General features: G+C 65.1%; 20 protein-coding genes. 12 read left to right on the forward strand and 8 right to left on the reverse strand.

Translation table 11 applies throughout. The annotated features are described in order from the left end of the window. The first annotated feature begins 134 nt into the window (after nt 1-134). Entirely contained in the window at nt 135-1442 is a 1308-nt protein-coding gene (glnT, locus tag QM672_RS11220; RefSeq protein WP_068296614.1) for a type III glutamate--ammonia ligase, read from the forward strand. A gap of 324 nt (nt 1443-1766) precedes the next feature. On the opposite strand, the gene QM672_RS11225 is transcribed toward glnT, so the two are convergent. After that, nucleotides 1767-3785: an FUSC family protein gene (locus QM672_RS11225; RefSeq protein ID WP_415082596.1), complete on the reverse strand. Its 2019-nt coding sequence runs from the start codon at nt 3783-3785 to the stop codon at nt 1767-1769. Between the two features lie 95 nt (nt 3786-3880). Here QM672_RS11225 and QM672_RS11230 point away from each other — a divergent pair, with 95 nt between their 5' ends. Next, nucleotides 3881-4801 carry a LysR family transcriptional regulator gene (locus tag QM672_RS11230; RefSeq protein WP_415082598.1) on the forward strand — a complete coding sequence of 307 codons (921 nt, stop codon included), beginning with the start codon at nt 3881-3883 and terminating at the stop codon, nt 4799-4801. A 10-nt stretch (nt 4802-4811) separates the two neighbouring features. On the opposite strand, the gene QM672_RS11235 is transcribed toward QM672_RS11230, so the two are convergent. After that, nucleotides 4812-5762 carry an AEC family transporter gene (locus QM672_RS11235; protein WP_415082600.1) on the reverse strand — a complete coding sequence of 317 codons (951 nt, stop codon included), beginning with the start codon at nt 5760-5762 and terminating at the stop codon, nt 4812-4814. Nucleotides 5763-6013: 251 nt separating this feature from the next. Beyond that, a complete protein-coding gene (locus tag QM672_RS11240; protein ID WP_367623861.1) occupies nt 6014-7252 on the reverse strand; it encodes an acyl-CoA dehydrogenase family protein in 1239 nt (412 codons plus the stop codon). A 227-nt stretch (nt 7253-7479) separates the two neighbouring features. Here QM672_RS11240 and QM672_RS11245 point away from each other — a divergent pair, with 227 nt between their 5' ends. From QM672_RS11245 to QM672_RS11290, 10 genes are all read left to right on the forward strand, one after another. Further along, nucleotides 7480-8904: an LLM class flavin-dependent oxidoreductase gene (locus QM672_RS11245; RefSeq protein WP_415082603.1), complete on the forward strand. Its 1425-nt coding sequence runs from the start codon at nt 7480-7482 to the stop codon at nt 8902-8904. A gap of 5 nt (nt 8905-8909) precedes the next feature. Then, on the forward strand, nt 8910-9680 hold the full coding sequence (locus QM672_RS11250) for an ABC transporter ATP-binding protein (protein WP_415082605.1): 771 nt from the start codon (nt 8910-8912) through the stop codon (nt 9678-9680). 9 nt (nt 9681-9689) lie between these two features. After that, the gene (locus QM672_RS11255) at nt 9690-10571 is read left to right on the forward strand and encodes a branched-chain amino acid ABC transporter permease (RefSeq protein ID WP_415082607.1); all 882 of its coding nucleotides are present in this window, start codon (nt 9690-9692) and stop codon (nt 10569-10571) included. Between the two features lie 2 nt (nt 10572-10573). Continuing rightward, on the forward strand, nt 10574-11644 hold the full coding sequence (locus QM672_RS11260; protein WP_415082609.1) for a branched-chain amino acid ABC transporter permease: 1071 nt from the start codon (nt 10574-10576) through the stop codon (nt 11642-11644). A 99-nt stretch (nt 11645-11743) separates the two neighbouring features. Then, nucleotides 11744-13102, forward strand: a complete 1359-nt coding sequence (locus QM672_RS11265; RefSeq protein ID WP_311937894.1) for an ABC transporter substrate-binding protein — start codon at nt 11744-11746, stop codon at nt 13100-13102. 296 nt (nt 13103-13398) lie between these two features. Next, the gene (locus QM672_RS11270; protein WP_415082611.1) at nt 13399-14166 is read left to right on the forward strand and encodes an ABC transporter ATP-binding protein; all 768 of its coding nucleotides are present in this window, start codon (nt 13399-13401) and stop codon (nt 14164-14166) included. A 232-nt stretch (nt 14167-14398) separates the two neighbouring features. Continuing rightward, nucleotides 14399-15160 (forward strand): FadR/GntR family transcriptional regulator, encoded by a 762-nt coding sequence (locus tag QM672_RS11275; protein WP_415082613.1) that lies wholly within the window; start codon nt 14399-14401, stop codon nt 15158-15160. Between the two features lie 98 nt (nt 15161-15258). Then, on the forward strand, nt 15259-16242 hold the full coding sequence (locus QM672_RS11280) for a substrate-binding domain-containing protein (RefSeq protein ID WP_149253360.1): 984 nt from the start codon (nt 15259-15261) through the stop codon (nt 16240-16242). A 115-nt stretch (nt 16243-16357) separates the two neighbouring features. Further along, nucleotides 16358-18235 (forward strand): sugar ABC transporter ATP-binding protein, encoded by a 1878-nt coding sequence (locus QM672_RS11285; RefSeq protein WP_415082616.1) that lies wholly within the window; start codon nt 16358-16360, stop codon nt 18233-18235. Between the two features lie 249 nt (nt 18236-18484). Then, nucleotides 18485-19459 carry an ABC transporter permease gene (locus tag QM672_RS11290; protein ID WP_415082618.1) on the forward strand — a complete coding sequence of 325 codons (975 nt, stop codon included), beginning with the start codon at nt 18485-18487 and terminating at the stop codon, nt 19457-19459. Between the two features lie 246 nt (nt 19460-19705). Here QM672_RS11290 and htpG read toward each other — a convergent pair whose 3' ends face one another. The 5 genes from htpG to QM672_RS11315 form a co-directional block, all read right to left on the reverse strand. Then, on the reverse strand, nt 19706-21622 hold the full coding sequence (gene htpG / locus QM672_RS11295; protein ID WP_415082620.1) for a molecular chaperone HtpG: 1917 nt from the start codon (nt 21620-21622) through the stop codon (nt 19706-19708). A 616-nt stretch (nt 21623-22238) separates the two neighbouring features. Next, nucleotides 22239-22517, reverse strand: coding sequence for an HPr family phosphocarrier protein (locus tag QM672_RS11300; RefSeq protein ID WP_311938009.1), 279 nt, complete (start codon nt 22515-22517; stop codon nt 22239-22241). A 233-nt stretch (nt 22518-22750) separates the two neighbouring features. Then, entirely contained in the window at nt 22751-23152 is a 402-nt protein-coding gene (locus QM672_RS11305) for a PTS sugar transporter subunit IIA (RefSeq protein ID WP_068296680.1), read from the reverse strand. A gap of 294 nt (nt 23153-23446) precedes the next feature. Further along, nucleotides 23447-23914: an HPr kinase/phosphorylase gene (locus tag QM672_RS11310; RefSeq protein ID WP_367623872.1), complete on the reverse strand. Its 468-nt coding sequence runs from the start codon at nt 23912-23914 to the stop codon at nt 23447-23449. Nucleotides 23915-23917: 3 nt separating this feature from the next. Beyond that, complete coding sequence (locus QM672_RS11315) at nt 23918-25660, reverse strand: sensor histidine kinase (RefSeq protein WP_311937911.1); 1743 nt, start codon at nt 25658-25660, stop codon at nt 23918-23920. Between the last annotated feature and the right edge of the window lie 122 nt (nt 25661-25782).

A 25782-nucleotide genomic window follows, 5' to 3' on the forward strand; every position in this document is an offset into this window, starting at 1 on the left:
CGCAGTGGGCTTCAAAGAGCCGAGTAGGCCTTCCGATCCCCCGGGATAGGAAGGTATCAGGGCCGAAGCCAACGGGAATGACAGAATACCTTATAAATCAAAACGATAGACATCCCGAACCAGGAACTTTGACCATGACCCAGGATCTGGCGACGCTCGCTAGGGAAAAAGGCATTCGCTATTTTATGATTTCCTATACGGACCTGTTCGGCGCCCAGCGTGCCAAGCTGGTTCCGGCAGCAGCGATCGCCGACATGCAGAAGGACGGTGCCGGTTTCGCCGGCTTTGCCACCTTTCTGGACCTGACACCGGCCCATCCCGATCTTTTCGGCCTGCCCGATCCCAGCGCGGTGATCCAGCTGCCCTGGAAGAAGGAGGTTGCCTGGGTCCCCGCCGATTGCGTCATGGAAGACAAGCATGTCGGCCAGGCGCCGCGCGTGGTGCTCAAGAACGTCATGGCCAATGCGGCCAAGGAAGGGCTCTATGTGAAGACCGGCGTCGAGGCCGAGTTCTTCCTGATCGATGCCGACGGCACCGCCATCTCCGATGCCATGGATTGCGCCGCCAAGCCCTGCTACGACCAGCAGGCGCTGATGCGCCGCTATGATGTCATCGCCGAGATCTGCGACTACATGCTGGAACTGGGCTGGGGCCCCTACCAGAACGACCACGAGGACGCCAACGGCCAGTTCGAGATGAACTGGAACTTCGACGACTGCCTCATCACGGCCGATCGGCACTCCTTCTTCAAGTTCATGGTGCGCTCGGTCGCCGAGAAGCACGGCCTGCGCGCCACCTTCATGCCCAAGCCCTTCATGGGGCTGACCGGCTCGGGCTGCCATGCCCATATCTCGGTGTGGGACGAGACCGGCAAGGTCAACATGTTCTACGACAACAAGGACGAGATGGGCCTGTCGCGGCAGGGCTATCACTTCCTCGGCGGCATCATGAAGCATGCCGAAAGCCTGTCGGCGATCACCAATCCGACGGTGAATTCCTACAAGCGCATCAACGCCCCCCGCACCATCTCGGGCGCGACCTGGGCCCCGAATTCGGTGACCTGGACCGGCAACAACCGCACCCACATGGTGCGCGTGCCCGGCAAGGGCCGCTTCGAGCTGCGCCTGCCCGACGGCGCCGCCAATCCCTATCTGATGCAGGCCGTGATCGTCGCCGCCGGCCTCGACGGCATCCATTCCAAGGCCGATCCCGGCAAGCGCTACGACATCGACATGTATCAGATGGGCCATACTGTGACGGACGCGCCCAAGCTGCCGCTGAACCTGCTCGATGCTCTGCGCAATTTCGACGCGGACGAGTCACTGAAGGCCGCTTTGGGCAATGACTTTTCGGCTGCCTATCTCAAGCTCAAGCGTCAGGAATGGAACAGCTACGCCAGCCATCTGACCCAGTGGGAACGTGACCACACGCTCGACATCTGATCCCTGCGGACAGGCCAGAAAGATCAAGGGGCGCCGGAGCCATCCGGCGCCTTTCTTTTTTGGAATCGCCCACAGAGGCTTGTGCTGCCCCTCACCCTTACCCTCTCCCCGCAAGGAGCGGGGCGAGGGGGACTTCGGTGGCGCGCTTATGCTGAAACGGTCTCATCTCGCCCAACCGTTGGTCGAGATGGGAGATCTGAGGATAAATCGCGACGCCTGTGCCTCCCTCGCCCCGCTCCTTGCGGAGAGAGGGTAAGGGTGAGGGGCGGTGCCACCGCATAAGCCCATGGCGGTGCCACCACCGCCCTCTTCCGAACGGTGTTCTCACCCCTGCAGAAACGCGGCCTGTTCCGTGGCTTCGCGCGCGATTTCCTGCAGCAGCACCCCGGCCCGATACAGCTCGCGCGAGGCGTGGTTGTCCGCCCGCCGGGCCTGCCGAAGCAGACGCGCTGCTGCCTGCCGGGCAGCCCGGGCCAGGGCCTGCGGATCGGCTGAAGCCAGACGGCGCAGTACGGAGCGAATTGGTCGGATGGCGGCCTTCTGGGTCTTGGCCAGACTGTCGAGGTCCATGGCGGCCGCGCCGATGGTCAGCGCCGCCAGCATGCCGGCCATGTCCTGGTCCATCACGGTGGCGGGCAGGGCTTTTTCAGCGGCAAGCTGCCGGCCGAAGCGGTCCGCGGTCCGGCTGAACCATTCCACCGAGGTCCAGATCCCCGGGGTGCTGCCGATCAAGGCGAGATCGCGCCGTATGGCCCGGTGCAGGCGTCGTCGCGTCGCCTGGACATTCGGCGGGAACAGCAAGGCGAAGGCGAGCGTACCGCAGGCGATGCCGGCCAGCAGCGTCAGGCTGCCATTGAAGAAGCCGGCAGCCTCGGTGCGCACGTCGTTGCTCGGCCCCACCAGGTCCCAGAAGAAGATGGCAAAGCTCGCGGCGGGGGCCGCGGTGCGTGGATGGCGCATGGCGATCCCGGCAGGAAGCATGAACAGGCTGATCACGACGGCGAGCAGAGGGAAGCCGGAGATCATCGGGATCAGCGCGAAATTGCAGATGGCGCTCGCGGCAAAGGCCCAGCCGGTGCCTTTCAGGAAACCGAGGCCGGCGGCGACGGGATTGTCCCGCGTGGCGAACAGGGCGCAGACCACGCTGACGATGGTGACGAAGCCCGAGCCCGTCGGCGCTGCCGTCAGGATCCAGGCGGCTGAGGCCAGCAGGACGGCAGCGATGGCGCGGATGCCGTTATGCAGCGCGGCCGTCAAGTCGATGTGGAAGGCGAAGTCTAGGCGCGAGGGCGGTGGCGCTGGCCGCGCCAGGAGAGCCTGGCGCATCAAGGCCGTCTGCAGGGAAGAGAGCAGCGCGTCGAGCCGGTCATGCAGGAACGACCGCTCGTTCCCGTGTTCGCCATGGTCACCAGGGCAGGCCGCACCCAGGCGCTCACGCAAGGCGACGATTGTCGCCTGCTCGTTGGTGTTGCCATTGGCGACAGCTTGCAGCACCGCCGCGCTCTCGGCCAGCAACGCATCTTCCCCGCTGTCCCGTCGGGCCAGATAGTCACGCAGGCTGTGCGCGGCGGCGAGCTGGACCAGGGTTGCGCTCGCGGCGGCGCGGACATGTCCGAGGGCGCCGCGCGCGACGGTGGAGGCGGACGCGGCATATTCGGCCGTGGTGTCCAGGGCGAGGGCCTTGGCGAACAGGCGCTGCAGCGCCGGGGTCGCTGCCGCCTCTCCGCCGAGGGCACGGGCGCAGATGCCGGCGGCTTGCCGGATATAGGCGCCCAGGCCGGCGCGGACGTCGTCCAGGGGGCGGGAGGGGGCAAGGATGGCGCTCAGCGTTGCCTCCACCCCGATACCGAGCAGGATATAGATGAGACGCGCCTCGGCGACGTCGAAGATCTGCGAGGGGGTGGCCGCCGCATCCAGGGTGATGATCGCCGCGGTATAGCCGGCGAGCACCGCGCCATAGGCCCGGAAATTCCGCAGCGCCGTGGCGACGCCGGTGCACAGCCCGATCCAGATAGCGAGAGCGCACAGAAGCAATTCCGGCGCCTGGGCGAACAAGGCCGTGAGGGTGACGGCGATACCCGTTCCCGCGAAGGTGCCGAGAACGCGATAGCGCGCCTTCGACAGCGTCATGCCACGGCTGCCCTGGGCGACGATCCAAACCGTCATCGCCGCCCATTTCGGGCTGTCCAGATTGATCAGGAAGGCGATGTAGAGCGCGATCAGCGAGGCAGCCGTCGTCCGCAGCGCAAAAGCGATGCCGCTCCAGCTGGTACCGGGCGGTGCCTGGGTCAGCCGGGTCCAGAAGGGCATCGGCCCATGTGTGGACGTGGACAGGGCGGTCATGGGAACGCTTATAGCGTGGCAACAGGAATGGAATAACTATGGCTATTTGGCAAAAACTATTGCTAAATATGGAATAGTTTTCACGGAGCGTGCGATTGCACAATCTCCAGAGCCTTTGGATCTTCCTGCGCGTGGTCGAAAGGGGCGGCTTCACCGCCGCGGCGAGCCAGCTCGGCCTGCCGCTGAGCACGGTGAGCCGGCGTGTCACGGCGCTCGAGGAGGATCTCGGCGTGCGCCTGCTCAACCGGACGACGAGGCGCGTGTCGCTCACCGAAGCCGGGCGCGATTTTTACGAACGCTGCAGCCTCGCCGAGGAGATCCTGGAGGAAGCCGATCTGTCGGTCCGCGCCTTGAGGACAGAGCCGGAGGGCACGCTGCGCCTCCTGGTTCCCTATGCCCTCGGCCTGATCGCGCTGGAACCGGCTCTGGAGGAGTTCCGCCGCCGCTATCCCAGGATCAGGCTGGCGCTGACCTTCGACAACCATCCGCTCGATCTGGTGGAGCATGGCTTCGACGTGGCGTTGCGGACGGGCGTGCTGCCCGATTCCAGCTATGTGGCCCGGCGCCTGGGGCGATCGCGGGCGCGCCTGCTTGCGAGCCCCTCTTATCTCGATCGCGCCGGGCGCCCCGCCTCGCCGCAGGAGCTTTCCAATCATGCCGTGCTGGCGCATGGGCCGGGAGAGTTCCTGACCACCTGGCGGCTGAGAAGCAAGGCCGGGGCCGAAGTCGAGGTCGCCGTCCGCCCGATCCTGATGTCGAACGAATCCGACACCATCATCCGCCAGATGCTCAAGGGAGCCGGCATTGCCCTGGTGTCCACCCGGCTGATGGCCAACCGGGCCGGAGACCAGTCCTTCGAGATCGTCCTGCCGGACTGGCACCGGGCCGAGGATGCCGAGGTCTGGGCGCTCTACTCCAAGCGCGCCACGCGCGACCGCAAGATCCAGGCCTTCGTGGAATTCGCGGCCGAGATCTTCGCGCCCTGGACGCGGGATCCGGACGAAGAGGCGGTCTGAAGGACCTCCCTCAGCCCAGCAGCGTGGTGGCGATCTCGAGCCAGAAAGCGGTCGTCACCACGGAAAAGGCGGTGGCGATGGTGATCTGGTTGGAAGCCAGGGATTGCTCCGTCTTGAGCTGGATCGCGATCAGATAGGAGTTTACGCCCGACGGCAGGCTCGCCGCGGCCACGGCCACCTTGGCCGGGAAAGGCGGCAGGCCGAACAGCCAGGCGGCGGCGAGGGCGACGGCCGGCATCAGCAGCAGTTTCAGGCCGGACAGGAGCAGAGCCGGCTTGAGATTGCCTGTCAGCCCGAACTTCTTCAGGCCGAGGCCCATGGCGAACAGGGCGATCGGCCCGGCCACGTCGGCGAGGGCGTCGACGAAGCGATTGGCGATAGCAGGCAGGGCAATGCCGCTTGCCCGCCAGGCGAGGCCGGCAAAGATGCCGATGATCAGGGGATTGGTGAGCAGCCTGCGCAGGAAGTCGTGAATGACCGCCAGGGGATGCAGCGGCTCCTGGCGCCGTGGCCCGAACCAGTGGAACAGCAGGATCGAGGCCATCAGCATGGTGGGCAGATGCACCGAGATGATCAGCGACAGGATTTCGAAGCCTTCATTGCCGAAGACGCCGAGCATGAAGGGAATGCCGAGCAGCACCAGATTGGAGAAGGCGGAAGAGACCCCGCCGATCACACCGGCCTGTCCGTCACGCTGGAACAGGCGGGTGATCGCCAGGTGGCCGGCGATCCAGGCCACGATGACGGCGGTGAAATAGGTGGCCCATAACTGCCAGGGCGCCGAGCCGTGGAAACTGGAGGTGACCATGGTGCGGAACAGCAGCAGCGGCAGGGCCACGCGGACGGCGAAATCGGAAAGGGCGTCGCCGGTCGCTGCCTTGAGATAGCCGCTTGCCCCCGCACCATAACCGAGCGCGACCAGGCCGAAGACGAACAGCACGGTTTCGACCAGAGGTGACATCGGCTCCTTGGGGCGTTCGGGCGGCGGCACAGTACCGCTTCTTCCTGCTCCAAGATCTCGCAATGACGGGTGATTCCGTCAAATGGCGGGCGGAGAGGGGTGGCGTCTCGATTGATCGAGTAAAGCGAAGAAATCCTTCCCCGAAACCGGGGAAGGATGTCTGCGCTCTTTCCAGAGGGCTCAAGCAATGTGTCTATGCCGGCCCTGGTGAGTAAAGTGAAGTGGCACCTGTTTGGGGCATCTTCGCCCCCTCACACCTGCCCGATGCGCCATTGATAGGGCGGCGGCGTGCCGTTGACGGCGAAGTCCCCGATGATGCGATCCTTGTAGATGCGGGGATTGTGCGAGGAGAGGGTACGCGCATTGCGCCAGTGGCGGTCGAGGGCGGCGGAGCGCTGCGTGGCGGAGGCGCCGAGGGCGTCGAACACGATGGTGGAAGCTTCGAGGATCAGGGTGGTGACCACGGTCTGGGCCTGCGCCACCTCGAGCTCGGCGACGGCATTGGCCGCTTCCTCCGCCGCCGCGTCGCCGGCAAAGCGGGTGTCGAAGGCGTGCTGCACGGCCTCGGCGGCCTTGAGCACGATGGCACTGGCGCAATAGGCTGCGCCGCGGATCCGGCCGACCACCTGCAGGACCTGGGCATCCTCGCTGGGGCGCGGGGAGGGGGCGTTGGAATAGCTGCGGCGGCGGGCCTTCACCGCCTTGGCGACGTCGTCGCTGGCGGCGCGCCCGATGCCGGCGAGCGTCGCCAGATGCACCAGCTGGTAGAAGGCGGCCGAATATTTGAAGCGGTCGTCATCGATGACGACATCGGCGGGGTCGACGGGCGTATCGGTAAAGGTGGTGGTGCCGCTGGCGGTGAGGATCTGGCCGAAGCCGTCCCAGTCGTCGATCACGTCGACGCCCGGCGCATGGCGGGCGACCGTCGCCGAAAGCGACTGGCCCTCCTCGCCGCTGGCGCCGATGTCGATCCAGTCGGCGAAGAGGGAACCGGTCGTGTAATATTTGGCGCCCGTGACGGAGGCGGCCTTGCCGTCCCCAAGCTTTACGATGGTGGAGAAGGCGGCCTGCCTTGCTTCACCGATCTCCGTCCAGGCGCTGCCGGTGATCTCGCCCCGGGAGAGGCGCGGCAGCCAACGGTCGCGGCGATCCTGCGCGCGGGCATTGACGATGTCCTCGGCGAAACCGAAATGGGCGCGCAGGGCCTGCGTGACGTTGGAATCGGCGTGGGACAATTCGATCAGGAGGGCGAAGAGCTGCGGCAGGCTGGCACCGAAGCCGCCGTCCTTTTCCGGCACGCGCAAGGCGCCGAAGCGGGCATCCTTGAGCCAGCCGATCGGCTCATGCGGCAAGGTGCGATTGAGCTCCCGTTCGACGGCACCCGCGCGGATGCGATCGAAGACGGGGCGGAAGGTGGCGGCGAGGTCGTTGTAATTATGTCCCGGCCCGCTGCCCCAGCCTGCCGCCACTGTCGATGCCTTCTGTGTCATCTATCTGATTCTCTTGGGTTTTATCGAGTGACTCGACGCCTGGACGACGGCCTTTCCGGCCCGCAGCGGCGTCGATTCCATTCATTTTGTATATATTCTCTATAAAAATACTAGACATTTAGTTTGCGGAACGTTTTCATAGGAACAGTCCGACGCGGTAGCCGGGTGCGGCCTCGCCGCTGTTTCAGAGCCGCGGTACCGACGCTGTTTCAGATGTGGAGATTGGAATGCCCCGCCAAATACGCTTCAACGCCTTCGATATGAATTGCGTGGGCCATCAATCGCCGGGCCTGTGGGCGCATCCGCGCGACAAATCGTGGAAATACAAGGATCTCGACTACTGGCAGGATCTGGCGCGGACGCTGGAGAAGGGCATCTTCGACGGCATCTTCATCGCCGACGTCATCGGCTATTACGACGTCTACAAGGGCTCGAACTACCACGCCATCCACCAGGCGGCACAGATCCCGGTCAACGACCCCCTGCAGCTGGCGGCCCCGATCGCGCTGGCCACCGAGCATCTGGGCATCGGCATCACCGCATCGACCTCCTTCGAGCATCCCTATACCTTCGCCCGGCGCCTCGCCACGGCCGATCATCACAGCAAGGGCCGCGTCGGCTGGAACATCGTCACCTCCTATCTGGAGAGCGGCGCCAAGAACATCAGCCAGGGCGGCCTGCGCCAGCACAACAACCGCTACGAAGTCGCCAGCGAATATGTCGAGGTGCTCTACAAGCTCCTGGAAGGCTCCTGGGAGGAAGGGGCGGTGCGGCGCGACCGCGAGAACCGCATCTTCACCGATCCCGACAAGGTTCATGAGATCGGCCACAAGGGCAAATATTTCGAGGTGCCCGGCTACCAGCTTACCGAACCCTCGCCGCAGCGCACGCCGGTGCTCTACCAGGCCGGTGCCTCCGGGCCGGGCAAGGCCTTTGCCGCCGGCCATGCCGAATGCGTCTTCGTGGCAGCGCCGACCAAGTCGCTGCTGAAGGCCTATGTCGCCGATATCCGTCGCCAGGCTGCGGCTGCCGGCCGCGATCCGCGCAAGATCCTGATTTATAACCTCACCACGGTGATCGTCGACGAGACCGAGGCCAAGGCACAGGTCAAGTTCAAGGACTATCAGTCCTATACCTCCTATGACGGCTCGCTGGTCTTCCTCTCCGGCTGGAGCGGCATCGATTTCGGCCAATATGCGCCCAGCGATCCGATCAAGAAGGTCGAGACCAATGCCATCATCTCGGTGGTCGAGCATTTCGCCGGCGAGGACAAGACCTGGACCATGGAGGAACTGGCACGCTGGGGCGGCATTGGTGGCCTCGGCCCGGTTTTCGTCGGTTCGGCCTCTCATATCGCCGACACGCTGCAGGAATGGGTCGAGGAGACCGATGTCGACGGCTTCAACCTCGCCTATGCGGTCACGCCCGAGAGCTTCGAGGACGCCGTCGGCTATCTCGTGCCGGAATTGCAGAAGCGCGGGGCCTATCCCACCGCCTACCAGCCGGGCACGCTGCGCGAGAAGCTGTTCGGCGAGGGCCCCTATCTGCCGGCGAGCCATCCGGCCCATGCCTATCGCGACATCGAGGCGGTGAAGCGCCGCGAGGCTGACGAGCGCGAGGCCGGTGTCTCGCGCCTCGCCGCTGGACGGTGATGCCGATGCCGGCGCCTTTGCTGCAGCTTCACGACGTCTCCCTGTCCTTCAAGGGCGTCAGCGCCTTGAGCCGGCTGAGCTTTTCGGTCGAGCAGGGGGAGATTTGCGCGCTGATCGGACCCAACGGCGCCGGCAAGAGCTCCCTTCTCAATGTGATCAACGGCGTCTACCGGGCCGACGAAGGCGATGTCGTCTTCGACGGCGCCAGGTTCGAGGCGATCCATCCCTACAAGGCAGCCCATCTCGGCATCGGCAGGACCTTCCAGCACAACGCCCTCTTCGACAGGTTGAGCGTCGTCGAGAACGTCAAGGCGGGGTTGGCGCGCTGGGGCCGTGCGACCTTCGTGGAGAACATCTTCCGGGTGGGGCGGGATGCCGCGGAACGCTGGCGCTTCGAAGCACGTACGCATGAGATTCTCGGCTTTCTCGGCCTGGAGCGCCATGCCAACACGGTCGTGTCCACGCTGCCCTATGGCCTGCAGAAGCGCGTCGACCTCGCCCGCGCTTTGGCGGCCTGGCCGAAACTGCTGCTCCTGGACGAGCCCATGGCCGGCATGAACCAGGAGGAAAAGCAGGCGATGAGCCGGCTCATCGCCGATGTGAACGGCAAGCTCGGCACCACCATCGTGCTGATCGAGCACGATATCGGCATCGTGATGGGCCTCGCCCACCACGTCGTCGTGCTCGATTACGGCCGCAAGGTTGGTGATGGCACGCCGGATGCCGTACGCGAAAATCCCGATGTCATCGCCGCCTATCTCGGCACGGTTCACTGAGGGATCGTCATGGCCTTTTTCCTCGAAACCCTGATCGGTGGCCTCCTCGCCGGAGTGATGTACGGCCTGGTCGCGATCGGCTTCGTGCTGATCTACAAGGCTTCCGGCGTCTTCAATTTCGCGCAAGGCGCCATGCTGCTGTTCGCCACCCTCACTTTCGTGACGCTGGTCGAGCGCGAGGTGCCGTTCTGGGCCGCGATCGCGCTGACCGTCGCGGTGATGGTCTTCGGCGCGGTGCTGATCGAGCGCCTGGTCCTGCGGCCCCTGGTCAATCGCGATGCGCTGACCCTGTTCATGGCGACCCTCGGCCTTACCTTCGTGATCGAAGGGCTGGCGCAATTGCTGATGGGCTCGGACGTGCACATGCTCGATCTCGGCATCGACGACGTGCCGATCTCGGTCGCGGGCCTCTCGATCAGCCAGTTCGATCTCTTCGTCTCCGGCGGCGCCCTCGTCCTGGTGGTGGTGCTTTCCATCCTGTTCGACCGCACCCGCATGGGCATTTCGCTCCGGGCCGTCGCCGACGACACGCTCGCCGCCCAGTCGATCGGCATCCGCCTGCCGACGATCTGGCGCATCGTCTGGAGCGTGGCCGGCATCGTCGCTCTGGTTGCCGGCCTGGTCTGGGGTGCCCGCCAGGGTGTGCAATATTCGCTGTCGCTGGTGACGTTGAAGGCCCTGCCGGTGCTGATCATCGGCGGTTTCTCCTCCGTGCCGGGCGCCATCGTCGGCGGCCTCCTGGTCGGCGCCGCAGAAGCCCTGGCGGACATCTATCTGGGGCCGCTGCTGCAAGGCAGCGTGTCGACCTGGTTCGCCTATATCCTCGCCGTGGCCTTCCTGCTGGTGCGTCCGGCCGGGCTGTTCGGCGACCGCGCCATCGAAAGGGTCTAGCGATGTCCCTCCTATCGCAATCCGGCGAAGGCCTCATCCTGTCGCAGGGCCGCAGCCTCAATCCCCGCCTCTTCGTCGTCGCCGCCTCGCTGGCGGTAAGTTTGGTGGTCGTGCCCCTCATCGCCAGCGACTACTGGCTTTCCTCCATCATCATCCCCACCCTGGTGATGGGCGTGGCCGGCCTCGGCCTCAACCTCCTGATGGGCTATACCGGCCTGGTGTCGCTCGGCTCGGCCGCCTTCATGTCGGTCGGCGCCTTTGCGAGCTACAATCTCCTGCTGCGCGCCCCGTTCCTGCCGCTGCCCGTGGTGCTGGTGCTGGCAGGCCTGATCGCGGCGGCGGCGGGTATCGTCTTCGGCCTGCCGAGCCTGCGCATCAAGGGTTTCTATCTCGGGGCCTCGACGCTCGGCGCCCAGTTCTTCTTCGAATGGCTGTTCACCAATTACAACTGGTTTTCGAACGGTAGCCAGTCCCTCACCATCTCGGCGCCGCGGCTGCAATTCCTCGGCCATGACCTCACCTCGGCGACGGGGCGCTATCTCCTGGTGGCGGTGACGGCGGCTGCGCTGATCGCCTTCGCCCATGCGGTGGTGAAGAGCCGCGTCGGACGCGAATGGATGGCGATCCGCGACATGGACACCGCCGCCTCGGTGATCGGCATCCATGTCGCCAGCCGCAAGCTCCTGTCCTTTGCTATCAGTTCTTTCATCTGCGGCATTGCCGGTGCGCTCTGGGCTTTCGGCTATCTCGGCACCGCGGATGCCCATGCCTTCAACCTGGACAAGTCTTTCCAGGTGCTGTTCATCGTGCTGATCGGCGGCACCGCCACCCTCGCCGGCAATTTCCTCGGCGCAGCCTTCATCGTGCTGATGCCGATCCTGCTCGACCGCCTCGCCCCGCTCACCGGCCTGCAGTTCCTGGCCGACCAGGGGGCGCTTGCCAATATCCAGCACATCATCTTCGGCGTGATCATCATCGCGCTGCTGATCAAGGAGCCGGAAGGACTCGCCCGCCTGGTGAGGCGGATCCGCCTGCCGCGGCGGCGGCCGGCAGCCGCCGCTACCGGGGACTGAGCAAACCTCCCACCCTCTGCATCCCGAAAAAGCGGACGTCATTTCCGCCGACGGGAGAGCTGCGCCCTCGAACATCCCAACCGAATGGAGACGAACCGGATGTCACCCTCCCTTATCAAGGCTCTCGCACTGGCGACCGGGCTCGGCTTTGCAGGCGTTGGCCTGGCCGCTCTTGCGGCCGCCGGCCCGGCCATGGCCCAGGACCACAAGAACGAGCAGCTCTATCCGCTCTTCACCTATCGTACCGGTCCCTATGCGCCTTCCTTCATCCCCTTCGGCGCCGGAAACCGGGACTATCTGACCTATATCAACGAGGTCGAAGGCGGGGTCGACGGCGTCAAGATCCTGATCCAGGAATGCGAGACGGCCTATACGATCGAACGCGGCATCGAATGCTACGAACGCTACAAGAACGGCTATGACGGCGCGCCGACGGCGGCGATATACCCCCATTCCAGCGGCCTCGACGTGGCGCTCACCGACAAGGCGCGCATCGACAAGGTGCCGATCGTCTCGCCGGGCGGCGGCCAGAACATCGCCACCGACGGACGGGTCTTCCCCTATCAATATCCGCTGATCTTCGACTATTGGAGCGAAGCCCAGATCATCGTCGACTACATCGCCCAAAAATCCGGCGGCTACGACAAGCTCAAGGGCGTCAAGATCGCCACGCTCTATCATGACTCCGGCTATGGCCGTGACACGATCGAGCCGCTCGGCATTCTCGCCAAGAAATACGGTTTCACCGACATCCAGATCCCGGTGCCCCATCCCGGCGAGCAGCAGCAGGCGCAATGGCAGCAGATCCGCAGCGCCGGTGCCGACTGGGTGTTCCTGCGCGGTTGGGGCGTGATGACGCCGGTGGGCATCAAGACGGCGGCGCGCGTGGGCTTTCCGGCCGATCGCATCATCGGCGACATCTGGAGCGGCTCGGAGGACGATGCCCGCCCGGCCGGCAGCGCCGCTAAAGGCTATCTCGCCGTCTCGGTGTTTCCGCCCGGAACCGACTACGGCATCATCAAGACGCTGAAGGAGAAGATCGTCGACGCCGGCAAGAGCGATCTCAAGGACAAGAGCAAGTTCGGCACGGTCTACTACAATTACGGGGTGATCGAGGCGATCACCTTCGTGGAAGCCCTGCGCGTCGGGCACAAGAAGTTCGGCAACCGCCCCCTCACCGCCGAGGAAGGCCGCTGGGCCCTGGAAAACCTCAACATCGATGACAAGCGCATCGCCGAACTGGGCGCCCAGGGCCTGATCTCGCCGTTGAAGACCTCGCCGGCGAACCACAAGGGCGAGACCGTCGCGGCCAAGATCATCCAGTGGGACGGCAAGTCCTGGACCGCGCTGACCGACTGGATCAAGGCCGACGCCTCGCTCTTTGCCGAGACCATCCGCGCCAAGGCCGCCGCCTATGCCCAGGAGAAGGGCATCACGCCGGTGGCCCAGACCAACTGAGCGGGGCCGGAGCAGCTAGCTGAAGCGCAATGAGGAGGGATGTGCGAGATGGTGAGGTTGACGAAGGAGCGCGACGCTCGCGCCCCCTCGCCCCGCTTGCGGGGAGAGGATAGAGGTGAGGGGCAGCGTGCTTCTCAATTTTGTACCCGGCGTGCTGCCCCTCATCCTTACCTTCTCCCCGTGAGAACGGGGCGAAGGGGCGGTCGGCGTTGCGCTCTTCGCCACTGGGCCGTGCTTCCTGGCGAACTCCGGCTAGAGAGCACATTCTCCGGCAAAACGCTCTTGGAGGTGGTCCGATGAGCGAACCATCGGCCGTGCCGCGCACGAACGACTTCCTCGATGTCGCCGGCATCGAGGTGCATTACCAGGCGATCCTGGCTGTCAGGGACGTGTCCCTCTCCGTCGATGATGGCGCTGTGGTCGCGCTGCTCGGTGCCAATGGCGCGGGCAAATCGACCACGCTGAAGGCGATCTCCAACCTGCTCGGCCCGGAGCGGGGTACCGTCACGCGCGGCAGTATCTCCTGGCGGGGCGAGCCGATCAGCCGCCTGACCCCCGCCGTCCTGGTGGCGCGGGGCGTGGTGCAGGTGCTGGAGGGGCGCCATTGCTTTGCCCAGCTCACCATCGAGGAGAATCTTCTCTCCGGCGCCTTCCTGCGGCGCCCAGGCCGGCGGCAGATCGCGGAGGATCTCGAGCAGATCTATGCCTGGTTCCCGCGCCTGAAGCACAAGCGCCGCACCAAGGCGGGCCTGACCTCGGGCGGCGAGCAGCAGATGGCCGCCATCGGGCGGGCCTTGATGACCAAGCCCAGGTTGGTACTGCTCGACGAGCCTTCGATGGGCCTCGCACCGATCGTGGTGCAGGAGATCTTCGAGATCATCCGCACCCTCAATCGCGAACAGGGTGTGAGCTTCCTGGTGGCCGAACAGAATGCCGCACTGGCCCTGCGCCATGCCGATTACGGCTATATTCTCGAGAACGGCCGCGTCGCCGCTGCGGGGCCGGCCGCCGACCTCGCGGCACGCGAGGATGTGAAGGCCTTCTATCTCGGCGGGGCTCGGTAAAAACTTGAATATTCCTGGGACCGCCAGCATCCTGCTGGCTCTTTCTACCTTCAGGCGCGATGGTTCCAAGAGCCGGCAGGATGCTGGCGGTCCCAGGCTCACCTCGCCGTCCTCCCACTCGTCAGACCATTACTCATCTACCGCTTGACACCCCGCCGAAAACTTGGCCTAACTGGTCTGCTGGCTGGTCCAGTAGATCAGATGCCGAGCGTCGTTTCCAAGCGCCACTCCGATGAACCTGCCCACTGCCCTTTCGGTGTTCGAACGCGTGCCCGAGCTGCGCTACGGCGTTGTCAGGCGCAATGTGCGTGAACTCGTCGCCGACAAGCTCGCCTCCCTGATCGCGGCGGGCATGCTGCAGGTCGGCGAGGCCTTGCCGAGCGAGCGCGATCTTGCCGTGGCCCTGCAGGTCAGCCGCGAGACGGTGCGTGGTGCCCTGCAGATTCTGGCCGCGCGCGACATCATTGCCATTTCGCAAGGGGCCCGCACCCGCGTGCTCAGCGCCGAGGTCGGTTCGCTGGCGATCGGCGCGCGCGAGCCGAAACTGATCAACAGCTACGATATCGAAGCCATCCATGCCGCCCGCCTGCTGGTCGAGCGCCCGGTGGTCGAGGAGGCGGCGCGGCGCATCGATGACGAGACACTCGCCATGCTCGACGCCTCGCTGCAAACGCAGCGCGAGGCCCTCGACGATCCCGTCCGCTTCCTGATCTGCGATCGCGAGTTCCATGCCGCGATCTACCGGTCCTGCGGCAACGACCTCCTCGCCGATTTTGTCGTCGATCTCTATTTCTATGCCATGGCCCATCGGCGCAAGGCCGTGTCGCGGCCGGGTGCGATCGCCCAGAGCTGCCAGGACCATGCCGCCATCCTGGCAGGGTTGCATGCCCGGGATCCCCGGGCCGTCGTCGAGGCCTTCGGCATTCATCTCGACAGGATCTATGCCAGCACGCGCTCCATCCTCGAGGAGGAGGCTGTGTTGCCGCATACGTGAAACGGACCTGAGAAAGAAGGCCCGCTTTCCAAGACAAAGAGCCTGTAATGGCCGGAAAAGAACCGTTGGAGCCGCCCGAGGGCGGGAGGGAGGATACTATGAAGAGAAGAACGTTCCTGCAGCTTGCGGCCGGCGCCGCCTTGGCCGGTACCGGCAGCCTCGGCTTCCAACCGGCAAGGGCCGCCGGCAAGGATATCGTCTATCTGACGCCGGGCCTCGACCTGCCGTTCTGGCGCTATCTCGCCAAGGGCGTCGAATCCGCCGCCAAGGCCAAGGGCTATGGTTTCCAGGCGCTCGATTCCCACAACAGCCCGCAGACGCAGTTGCAGAACGCCCAGGATTCGATCGCCAAGGGCGTGGCGGGCATCGTGATCTCGCCGACCGATTCCTCCACCGCGCCGAGCGTGCTGGCGCTGGCCGCCAAGGCGGGGATCCCGGTGGTGATCGGCGATATCGGCACCAATAGCGGCGACTACGCCTCCTTCATCATCTCCAACAATTATGACGGCGCCAAGGGCGTGGGCGAGGCGCTGGCTGCCGCGCTCAAGGCCAAGGGTTGGGAGGGCGGCTCGGTCGGCCTCATCACCATCTCGCAGGCCCGCAAGAACGGCCAGGCCCGCACCAAGGGTTTCCGGGACGGCCTTGCAGCCGGCGGCTGGACCGGCAAGGAGGCGGGGCTGCAGCAGATGCAATCCTATACGACGGACGAGACCTTCAAGTTCACCCAGGACATGCTCACCGCCAATCCGGACATGCGCGGCCTGTTCATCCAGACCGACCAGCCGGCCCTGGGCGCCCTGCGCGCCATCAAGGCGGCACGTCGCGGTTCGGACCTGCTGGTCGCGGCCTTCGACGGCATCCCGGAATTCGTCGATCTCCTCAAGTCCAAGCAGATCGTCGCCTCCGGCATGCAGCAGCCCTATCTGATGGGCCAGAAGTCGGGCGAGGCCCTGCTGGCCAAGCTCGCCGGCGGCACGGTGGAGAAGGAAGTCTCGGTGCCGATCCTGGTGGTGACCAGCGAGAATATCGACAAGGAGCTGCCCATCGTGAAGGAGACGGTGTTCGCCAACGAGATGAAGTGAGCATGCTGGGACCGCCGGCTTCCAGCCGGCACTTCCTCACCGTTAAATGCGGTGTTTCCAAGAGCCGGCTTGGAAGCCAGCGGTCCCAGGAACCAACGCCATCCAGGAGCCTTTCTTGCCTGCCATCGAACCCCTGCTGGTCGCCACCGGCGTCGCCAAGACCTTCGACCGCACCCGCGCTCTGGCGGGGGCCGGCTTCGAGCTGCGCGCGGGCGAAGTCCATGGCCTGCTTGGTGCCAATGGCGCCGGCAAGTCGACCCTGTCCAAGGTGATTTCAGGCCATGTCAGGCCGGACGAGGGCGATCTCGTCTATCGCGGCCGCTCCGTGCGGCTGCGTTCCACCCGTGACGCGCTCGATATCGGCATCGCCATCGTGATGCAGGAGACGAGCCTGGTGCCGGACCTCAGCGTCGCCGAGAACATCTTCCTGCCCGAACTCGGCCGGCCGGGGCGCTTGTCCTATTCGGCGCTGCATCGACGCGGGGCCGAATTGCTCTCGGTGCTCGGCCAGGGCGATGCCCTGCCCCTCGACGTCGAGGTGCGCCGCCTGTCGGCGGCCCAGCGCCAGCTCGTCGAGATCGCCAAGGCACTCGGCGTCAACGCCAAGCTGATCATTTTCGACGAACCCACCTCGTCACTGAGCCCGAGCGAGGTCGAGCGCCTGTTCGACATCATGGCGCGGCTCAGGGCGGATGGGCGCGGGCTCGTCTTCGTCTCGCATCGGCTCGAGGAAGTCTTCGCCATCACCGATCGCGTCACCATCATGCGCGAGGGGCGCACGGTGGCGGCTTCGCTCGCGACCGCCAGCCTGAGCCAGGCCGAACTCATCCGCCACATGGTCGGCCAGGATGTCGGCGCCATCTATGCGCGGGATGTGGACGGGACGGCCAAGGACGCGCCGATTGCCCTGGAGGTCAAGGGATTGGCGACGCCGCCCCTGGTCCGCAACGTTTCCTTCCAGGTCCGCCACGGCGAGATCCTGGGGCTGGGCGGCCTGGTCGGCGCCGGGCGTTCGGAAACCGTGGAGGCCATTTTCGGCCTGAGGCCGCGCAGCGCCGGCACCATCCTCGTCGACGGCAAGCCGATCGATCCGCGCAAGCCGGCGCAGGCGGTGAGGGCCGGCATCGGCTTCGTGGCCGAGGACCGGCGCTCGCAGAACATCGTGCCCGACCTGTCGGTGAAGGAGAATCTGCTGCTCGCCCATCTCGGCGCACATCGGGGCTTCGGCGTCGGCTATCGCAGCCGCGAAAAGGCGGTCGATGCACTGCTCAAGAGCCTTGGCCTGCCGCCCGACCGCCTGCTCGACGCCAACATGCTCAACTTCTCGGGCGGCATGCAGCAGAAGATCATCATCGCGCGCTGGCTGCTGCTGGAGCCGCGCGTACTGATTCTCGACGAACCCACCAAGGGCGTCGATATCGGCACCCGCGCCTCGATCTATGCGATTCTGCGCGACATTGCCGCCAAGGGTGTCGCCGTCGTGGTGGTGTCGTCCGATTTCGAGGAATTGCTGGGGCTCTCGCACCGCATCGTCGTCATCAGCGACGGCACCAGCGTGGCCGACCTGCCTGCCGACCTGCTCGATGAAGAGAAGCTCACCTTGCTGGCGGCGCCGCGCACCTCGATGGCCCGCAATACCGAAGTCCTGCGCGGCCTGACGGGCGAATGCGGCGGCGCCGGCTTCTGGGCCTTGATCGACCAGGACCGCCTGATCTGCCTCAACCTCGTCACCGCCGACAAGGCGGCCGAGCCGGGCTTTGCGGCCGGCGAGGTGAAGCCGCTCTCCGCGACCCGCATCGCCGCGGCGCTGGCCGGGCGCGAACCCGTCTTCATGCCGGAGCCGGACGGCTCGCGCTCGACTTTGCTCCTGCCGATCGTCAGCCCCCGCGGGCACGATCTCGGCTGGGTCGGCCTCACGCTGCCGCAGGGCGCCGCCCTGCCATCCCCCGAAATCGTCCGCAGCCGTGTCGCCGAACTCGCTGCAACACTGTAGGCGGCCGATGCGACGATCGTGTTTTGAAACCACGACGCTTACCGCTCCCTCGCCCCGTACTTACGGGGAGAGGGTAAGGGTGAGGGGCGGCGTGGTGCGTGCAGATAGGGCTAAGCGTAGCCCCTCACCTCTATCCTCTCCCCGCAAGCGGGGCGAGGGGACTTCGGCGTGGTGCTTTGTCCTTCAAGGGTTCATCTCGCTAAGCCGTTCCATTCGTCCGTCCTTCACCACAAGTTCCGGGATCGCCATATGACCTCAACCACCTCTCCCGATCCCACGCGACGGCGTCTCGGCTGGCTGACGGGGCGGCTCGAAGTGCGCATGCTCGGCCTTGCCATCGTGCTGGCGGTCTGCCTGTCGCTGCTGTCGCCCTATTTCCTGACACGGTCGAACATCTTCAACATCCTCGACCAGTCGGTGGTGATCGGCATCGTTGCCGTCGGCATGACCTTCGTCATCCTGACCGGCGGCATCGATCTTTCGGTCGGGTCTGTCGCCGGCCTGACCGGCATTGTCCTGGGCCTGGCCGTGCAGCACTATCCGCCGGCCCTGGCCGTGGCGCTCGCCATCCTCAGTGGAGCCGGCATCGGCCTGATCTCGGGCATTCTGATCGCCTATTTCGGGCTCGCGGCCTTCGTGGTGACGCTGGGCGTGATGGCGATCGGCCGCAGCCTCGCCTATATCCTCTCGGGCCAGACGGCCATCGCCTCGATCCCCGATTCCATGCAGGCCATCGTCTATACCGATGTCCTGGGCATTCCCTCCAACGTGCTGTTCCTGGCGCTGCTCTATCTCGTCGCCTGGGCCTATCTGACCTATACCAAGGGCGGGCGCACCATCTATGCCGTCGGCTCCAACAAGGAGGCGGCGCGGGCAGCGGGCCTCAGCGTGATGTTCTATTCCATCCTGCCCTATGTGATTTCGGGGGCGCTTTCGGCCGTGGCGATCACCTTCTCGATCGGCCAGATCCTCTCGGCCGATCCGCTGATGGGCAATGCCTGGGAGCTCGACGCCATTGCCGCCGTGGTGATCGGCGGTGCCAGCCTGTTCGGCGGGCGGGGCTCGATCATCGGCACGCTGATCGGCGTCCTGATCATGGTGATGATCCGCAACGGCCTCAATCTGATGGGCGTCTCGCCCTTCTGGCAGGGCTCGGCCATCGGCACCATCATCATCGTGGCGCTGCTGTTCGAGCGCCTGATCGGGCAACGGGCGGGACGGTGAGGGGACTTGAGAGCCTGGCTTGAGAATCGAGAGAACCTCGACCTTTGTCATCACCGGGCTTTGGCCCGGTGATCCAGCGGCCACAAGCTTGATACGTTGGGTATCTGGGTGCCCAGGACGAAGTCCGGGCATGACAAAATTGAGCATTTCTCGGCTTGCTGGGACTCTTCCATCAACCTCCTCAGAGGCGCCTCAAAGCGCCGTGCTTGAACGAGAGAAGCGGGTCCGAAGACCCGCCCCCCAAACTTAACCGAGGCTCTTGGCCAGCACCTGCGACAGGCGCTCGGCAAAGCCGGCCGGATCGGTGGGCACCGTGCCGTCGAGGATACGGGCCTCGTCGAGCAGCAGCCGCGTGGCGCTCTCGATGAAGGCGGTATCGCCGCTGGCCTCGCGCGCGGTGGCGAGGCGCGTCACCAGGGCGTGGCGCGGATTGATCTCCAGGATCGGCTTCTGCAGGGCGCCGTCGAGCTTGCCGGCGCTGGCCAGGATCTGCTCCATGCGCTTGTCCATGCCGTTATCGGGCGCCACCAGGCAGACTGCGCTGGAGGTCAGGCGCTCGGAGGCGCGCACGTCGGAAACGTCATCGCCCAGCGTGGTCTTGAGATAGGCGATGTAGGAGGCGATCGCCGCGCTCACTTCCGGGGTCTGCTCCTCCGGCTTTTCGGCGAGCGGGATCAGGTCGAGCTCGGCGGCGCCCTGCGTCACCGACTTGAAGGGCTTGCCTTCGAAGCCGAGCGCCGAGGTCACCCAGAAGCTGTCGACCGGATCGGAGAGCAGCAGTACCTCGATGCCACGAGCGCGGAAGCCCTCGATGTGGGGCGAGTTCTCCAGGCGCTTGGCATCGTCGCCGGCGAGATAATAGATCGCCGTCTGGTTGTCCTTGAGGCTGGCGATGTAGTCCTTGAGCGAACGCCATTCGCCGCCCGAAACCGTGCTCTTGAAGCGGGCGAGGCCGAGCAGGGCGTCGCGGCGCTCGAAGTCCTCGTAAAGGCCTTCCTTCAGGACAGAGCCGAAGTTCTCCCAGACCTTCGCATAGGCTGCGGCGTCCGAGGTGGCCAGCTTCTCGAGGTCTCCCAGCACGCGGCCGGTTGCCGCCTTGCGGATCGCCGTCAGCAGCGGGCTTTCCTGGATCATTTCGCGTGAGACGTTGAGCGGCAGGTCGGCGGAATCGATCAGGCCGCGCACGAAGCGCAGATAGCCGGGAAGCAGGTCGGCCTCGTCGGTGATCAGCACACGCCGCACATAGAGCTTCATGCGACCCTTGCGCTGGGGATCGAACAGGTCGAAGGGACGCGAGCCCGGCACGAAGGCCAGCATCGTGTATTCCTGCCGGCCTTCGGCGCGGAAGTGGATGGTAAGCGCTGGATCGTCGAACTGGCCGGCGACGCTGCGGTAGAAATCGGTGTAATCGGCCTCGGAAATATCCGACTTCGGGCGAGTCCACAGGGCTGCCCCATCAGCGATCTGCTGCGGCTCGGCATCCGGCTTGTCGGCGAGCAGGATCGGCACCGGCACATGGCCGGAATGGGTCTTGATCAGCCGCTCGATGGTGTAGGTCTCGGCGTAGGACTTGGCGTCCTCCATCAGATGCAGCACCACCTTGGTGCCACGCGCGGGGGCCTCGTCGAGACCGACAGGCGCCACCGAATAGGACCCCTTGCCGTCCGAACTCCAGAGATTGGCAATATCGCTGCCGGCTCTGCGGGAGAAGACTTCCACCTTGTCGGCTACCATGAAGGTCGAATAGAAGCCGACGCCGAACTGGCCGATCAACTGGCTGCCTTCGGCCTGCTGGGCCGTTTCCAGCCGCTCGACGAAGGCCTTGGTGCCGGATCGCGCGATGGTGCCGAGAGCCTCGATCATCTCCTCCGCGCTCATGCCGATGCCGTTGTCGGCGACCGTGATGCGCCTGGCCTCGGCATCGAGGGTGATGCGGATCACCCCCTTCTGGTCTTCTCCGAGCAAAGCGGGATCGGACAGGGACTCATAGCGCAGCTTCTCGCAGGCATCGGCCGCGTTGGAGATCAATTCGCGCAGGAAGACATCCTTGTCGGAATAGACCGAGTGCACCATCAGATGCAGCAGCTTGGCGACGTCGGCCTCGAAGGTATGGCTCTGCGGCGCGGCACTATCCGGGCCGGCGCTTGCGGCTTCAGCGCTCATGAAAACTCACTCTTGCTTGATGATCGTCTTGGGACTGGGTGGCGGGAACGCCGCTGCACAGATGGACAATCTCGGCGAGGGATTCAAGAGCAGGCTTGCATCTGCGGGGGCGCGGACGTCTCGTCCGCTCCCGGAAACGTGGCGCTCACGGGAGAGGAAGAACCGCGGTCGCGACGATCGGCAAAGCCGATTACGCGGCCACGTCCGCGCACCCGGAGATCGGCGCAAAAAGAAAGGCCGGTTCCAGAGGAGCCGGCCTGCACTTCTTGGGTCATCTAACGCCACCTCGGCGGACCCGGTCCGACAAAGTCGGGGGGCTGGGGGGCTGAGGTTTCCGGCTTACGCCGGACCGGGTGCCGAGGTAACGAGAAGAAAAGTCGCGCTGGGCTGGGGCGGCCCCTTGGCTGGATTGCGGCAAAGTCGTGACTTTTGGTGAAGTTATATTTCCGGTGTGCGCTGCAGCAAACAACCTGCCGGGAGGCCTGCAATCCACGCACGAAAATGCCGCCGCTGCAGGGCCAGCGGGGCCTGACGAAATGGGGATTGGGGAAGGGGGCGGATGTCGCCTTTTATCGCCGCTGCTGCTTCGACGCCGCAGGCTGGGCGTCGTTTGCCTTCAGGCTTCCTCGCCGAACTTGTCGGCCAACAAGGCTTCCAGGGCGTCCATGCAAGCCTGGGCATCATGGCCGGCAGTCTCGACCACGATGGTGGTGCCACGGGCTGCGGCCAGCATCATCAGGCCCATGATCGACTGGCCACCGACCGTTTCGCCGCACCGCGTCACCTTGACGGTGGCATCGAAGCCTTCGGCCGTCTGCACGAATTTCGCCGAGGCGCGGGCGTGCAGGCCCTTGAGATTGATGATGGGGAGGATGCGTACGATACCGCCGTCCATGGTGGGGGTGGGAGCCGCTTCCGGTTCTTCGCAGGCTTGCTCGTCGGTGCTGCCGGTTTGCATCTGCTGCTTGTGCATCGAGGAGGTCTCCGCCTGCATCTGCACCGGGGTGCACCCGCTTGGGGCACTGCTGCCCCAACATTTGGCCCAAGGATTGCTGAATGCGAGCGGTACCGCAAGAGCCGCCTCGGCAAGTTTCTGGCCGTGACCAGCATAGTTGAATGAACGTCGAATCATTGGCCTGACAACACACGACTGGCAATATTGATATATTTCCTGCCAGCCTCTTGGGCGCGCGTGACTGCCTCGGCGAGGGGGACCTCGCTGCGCAGCCGCGCCAGTTTGACGAGCATGGGAAGGTTGATGCCGGCCACGACCTCGATGGAGGGGCCGCTCATCACGGAAATCGCCAGATTTGAAGGTGTTCCTCCGAACATATCCGTGAGAACCGCCACGCCGGAACCGTCTTCGACCCGGCCGATGGCATCGATGATGTCGCGGCGGCGTTGCTCGACATCGTCTTCGGGGCCGATATCGATGGCCTCGACATTACGTTGCGGCCCTACGACGTGCTCGAGAGCCGACAGGAACTCGGTCGCCAGATGACCATGCGTGACAAGCACCATGCCGATCATAGGATGATCCGCATTGAATCTTTCCGGTCGCCGTCGCGATCGCGACAACAATCCAGGTCCGTTTCGCTTTCGCGCCACCCGGTGTTGAGCAAAATGAGACGACGCCTCCGCAACGCACGGCCAGGATGCCCTTCGGACAACCTGCAACCCGTAGCTCCGAGGCCTGATATTATTCCCGCGCTGCACAAAAACAAGCCTCTCTCCGGCTCACATTGTCGCAGTCTCGTCACATGAAGGCCATAGGCATCAACGTTTCGTTAACGCAGACTGGCGCGGATCGGGCCTGGAATCCGGTCAAACCGGCGGCAATTGCGGCAAGATGGCCTCAATCAGGGCGACAGCTGCCTGAAAATCGCGAGGAACCGGCAAATAGGGCAGGTCCACGCCTTCCAGCCTGATGTGCCGAATATTTTTGCTGGGGATGACGATCTCTGCGTCATCGTCGAGAATATCCACAACCAGGCCGACAGGTGCCGAGGGCTGCCAGTCGATCCGTTCGATGCCGGCATCCCGCAGGCCGCTGCTGCGTCGCTCGATCAGGCCGGCGATGGTTGATGGCACGGAGGCGATCAGCCTGCCCTCGACGGCTTCGAGATAGACGCGGTCGTCTCCTACCAGGCGGGCCAGGCGGCCCTGGGCCGGCGCGGTCTCGATGAAATGCAGGGCCAGCCGGCTCTTGCCGGCGCCGGAGGCGCCGCGCAGCAGAATGCCCCGCCCGTCGATGACGATGCAGGTGGCATGTACGGTGGGCGAGGTTGGCATGGCTTAGGCCTGCGCGGCCGGCAGGCGGGCGACGAAACGGGCGCCGAGCACCTTGTCGCCATCCTTGCGGTTCTCGACCCAGAGCTTGCCGCCATGGGCCTCGATGATCTGCTTGGAGATGGACAGGCCGAGGCCCGAATTCTGGCCGAAACCCTGTTCCTCGGGACGGTCGGTGTAGAAGCGCTCGAAGATCCGCTCGATGGCATGGTCCGGCACGCCCGGACCATCATCCTCCACCGCGATCTCGACGTCGTTCTTGTTCCGCCGCAATTCGACCCGCACCTCGCCGTCCCGGGGCGAGAAGGAGCGGGCATTGTCGACGAGATTGTTGATGACCTGGCCGAGCCTGGAATCATGGCCATTGATGAAAAGGGCTTGCGGCGGCAGGCCCGTGGGCATCGACAGGCGCACCTTGACCCCGTCCTCGCGCTCGACCGAGTTGAACACGCCGGTGAGGGCGGTGAGCAGCCTGGCGAGATCGACGGGCTCGGCGCCGGACCGCAACAGTTCGGCATCCAGGCGCGAGGCATCGGAAATGTCCGAGATCAGCCGGTCGAGCCGGCGGACATCGTGCTGGATCACTTCGAGCAGCCGGTTGCGCGAGGTGTCGTTGCGGGCGAGCGGCAGGGTCTCGACGGCCGAGCGCAGCGATGTCAGCGGGTTCTTGAGCTCATGGGCGACATCGGCCGCGAAGCTCTCGATCGCCTCGATCCGCTTGAACAATGCATTGGTCATGTCGCGCAGGGCGCCGGAAAGATGGCCGATCTCGTCGGAGCGCTCGGTGAAATCGGGGATTTCCTGGCGCGATTTCACGCCGTAGCGCACCCGCTCTGCCGCTCGCGCCAGCTGGCGGATCGGGCCGGCGATGGTGCTTGCCAACAGGATCGACAGGATCACCATCACCACCGCGGCGACGGCAAAGACCCGGAGGATGGCAAGGCGCTCGGCCGTCACGATCTCGTCGATCTCGCCGGGGCGTGTCGAGAGCAGCAGCACGCCCAGCACCGACTTGAAGCGCTGGATCGGCACGGCAACCGAGACGATGGATTCGTTCTGCTCGTTGATGCTCACCTGGGTGGAGGGAGCGCCGCTGAGCGCCGTTATCACTTCCGGATAGCCCTTGCCGTTCTGGTTGCCGAGCTCCTTGTAGAGCGGCGCGTCGGAACGGAAGAGATAGCGCTTGACCGTGTTCCAGACCCGTTCCGCCAGGTTCTGTTCCTGCTTGGGCTGCGGCAGGTCGGTGCGGACGATATCGGAATAGATGAACAGGGCCCTGGAATCGATCACCAGATTGCCGTCGCGATCATAGACCCGGGCGCGCAATTTCGTCGGCGAGATCAGGCGCCGCATCAGCGGCGCGACCTTTTCCGGATTGATCGGAAAGTCGAGCGAACTTGCGTCGTCGCTCTCGTCCTCGCCCGCCGCCTGCTGTTCCAGGAGTTTTTCCGGATCGATGCGGATCGAGCCGGTCTCGACGGAAGCCGAAGCGGCCACGGCGCTCGCCATGATTTCGCCCTGGGTGAGCAGCGCCTGCACACGCGCGTCGATCAGGCCTTCGCGGAACTGGTTGAGGTAGAAGATACCGACGACCAGGGCGACCAGGCCGGCCAGGTTCAGCACGACGATGCGCCGTGTCAGGCTGGAGAAGGTCTGCACGGTGATCGCGCGCAGGGCCAGCCGCAGGCGCCGCCGGATGATCGATCTCGACCTTGGGTGCTCGGATGGGGTCGCGCGCTCGGGGCTCATCGGGTCTGGTACGAAATTCTATCGAGAGGAGCGCGAGAGCCTGCTTCAGGGCATGAAGAAGGCGTCATTCCAGGGGATGGCCTTCCCCGCTGCGCGGAGAAGGTCTCCAGGTTGAGGCGGGA

Origin of the sequence: Labrys sp. (in: a-proteobacteria) (assembly GCF_047605565.1) — a bacterium.
Classification (GTDB): domain Bacteria; phylum Pseudomonadota; class Alphaproteobacteria; order Rhizobiales; family Labraceae; genus Labrys; species Labrys neptuniae.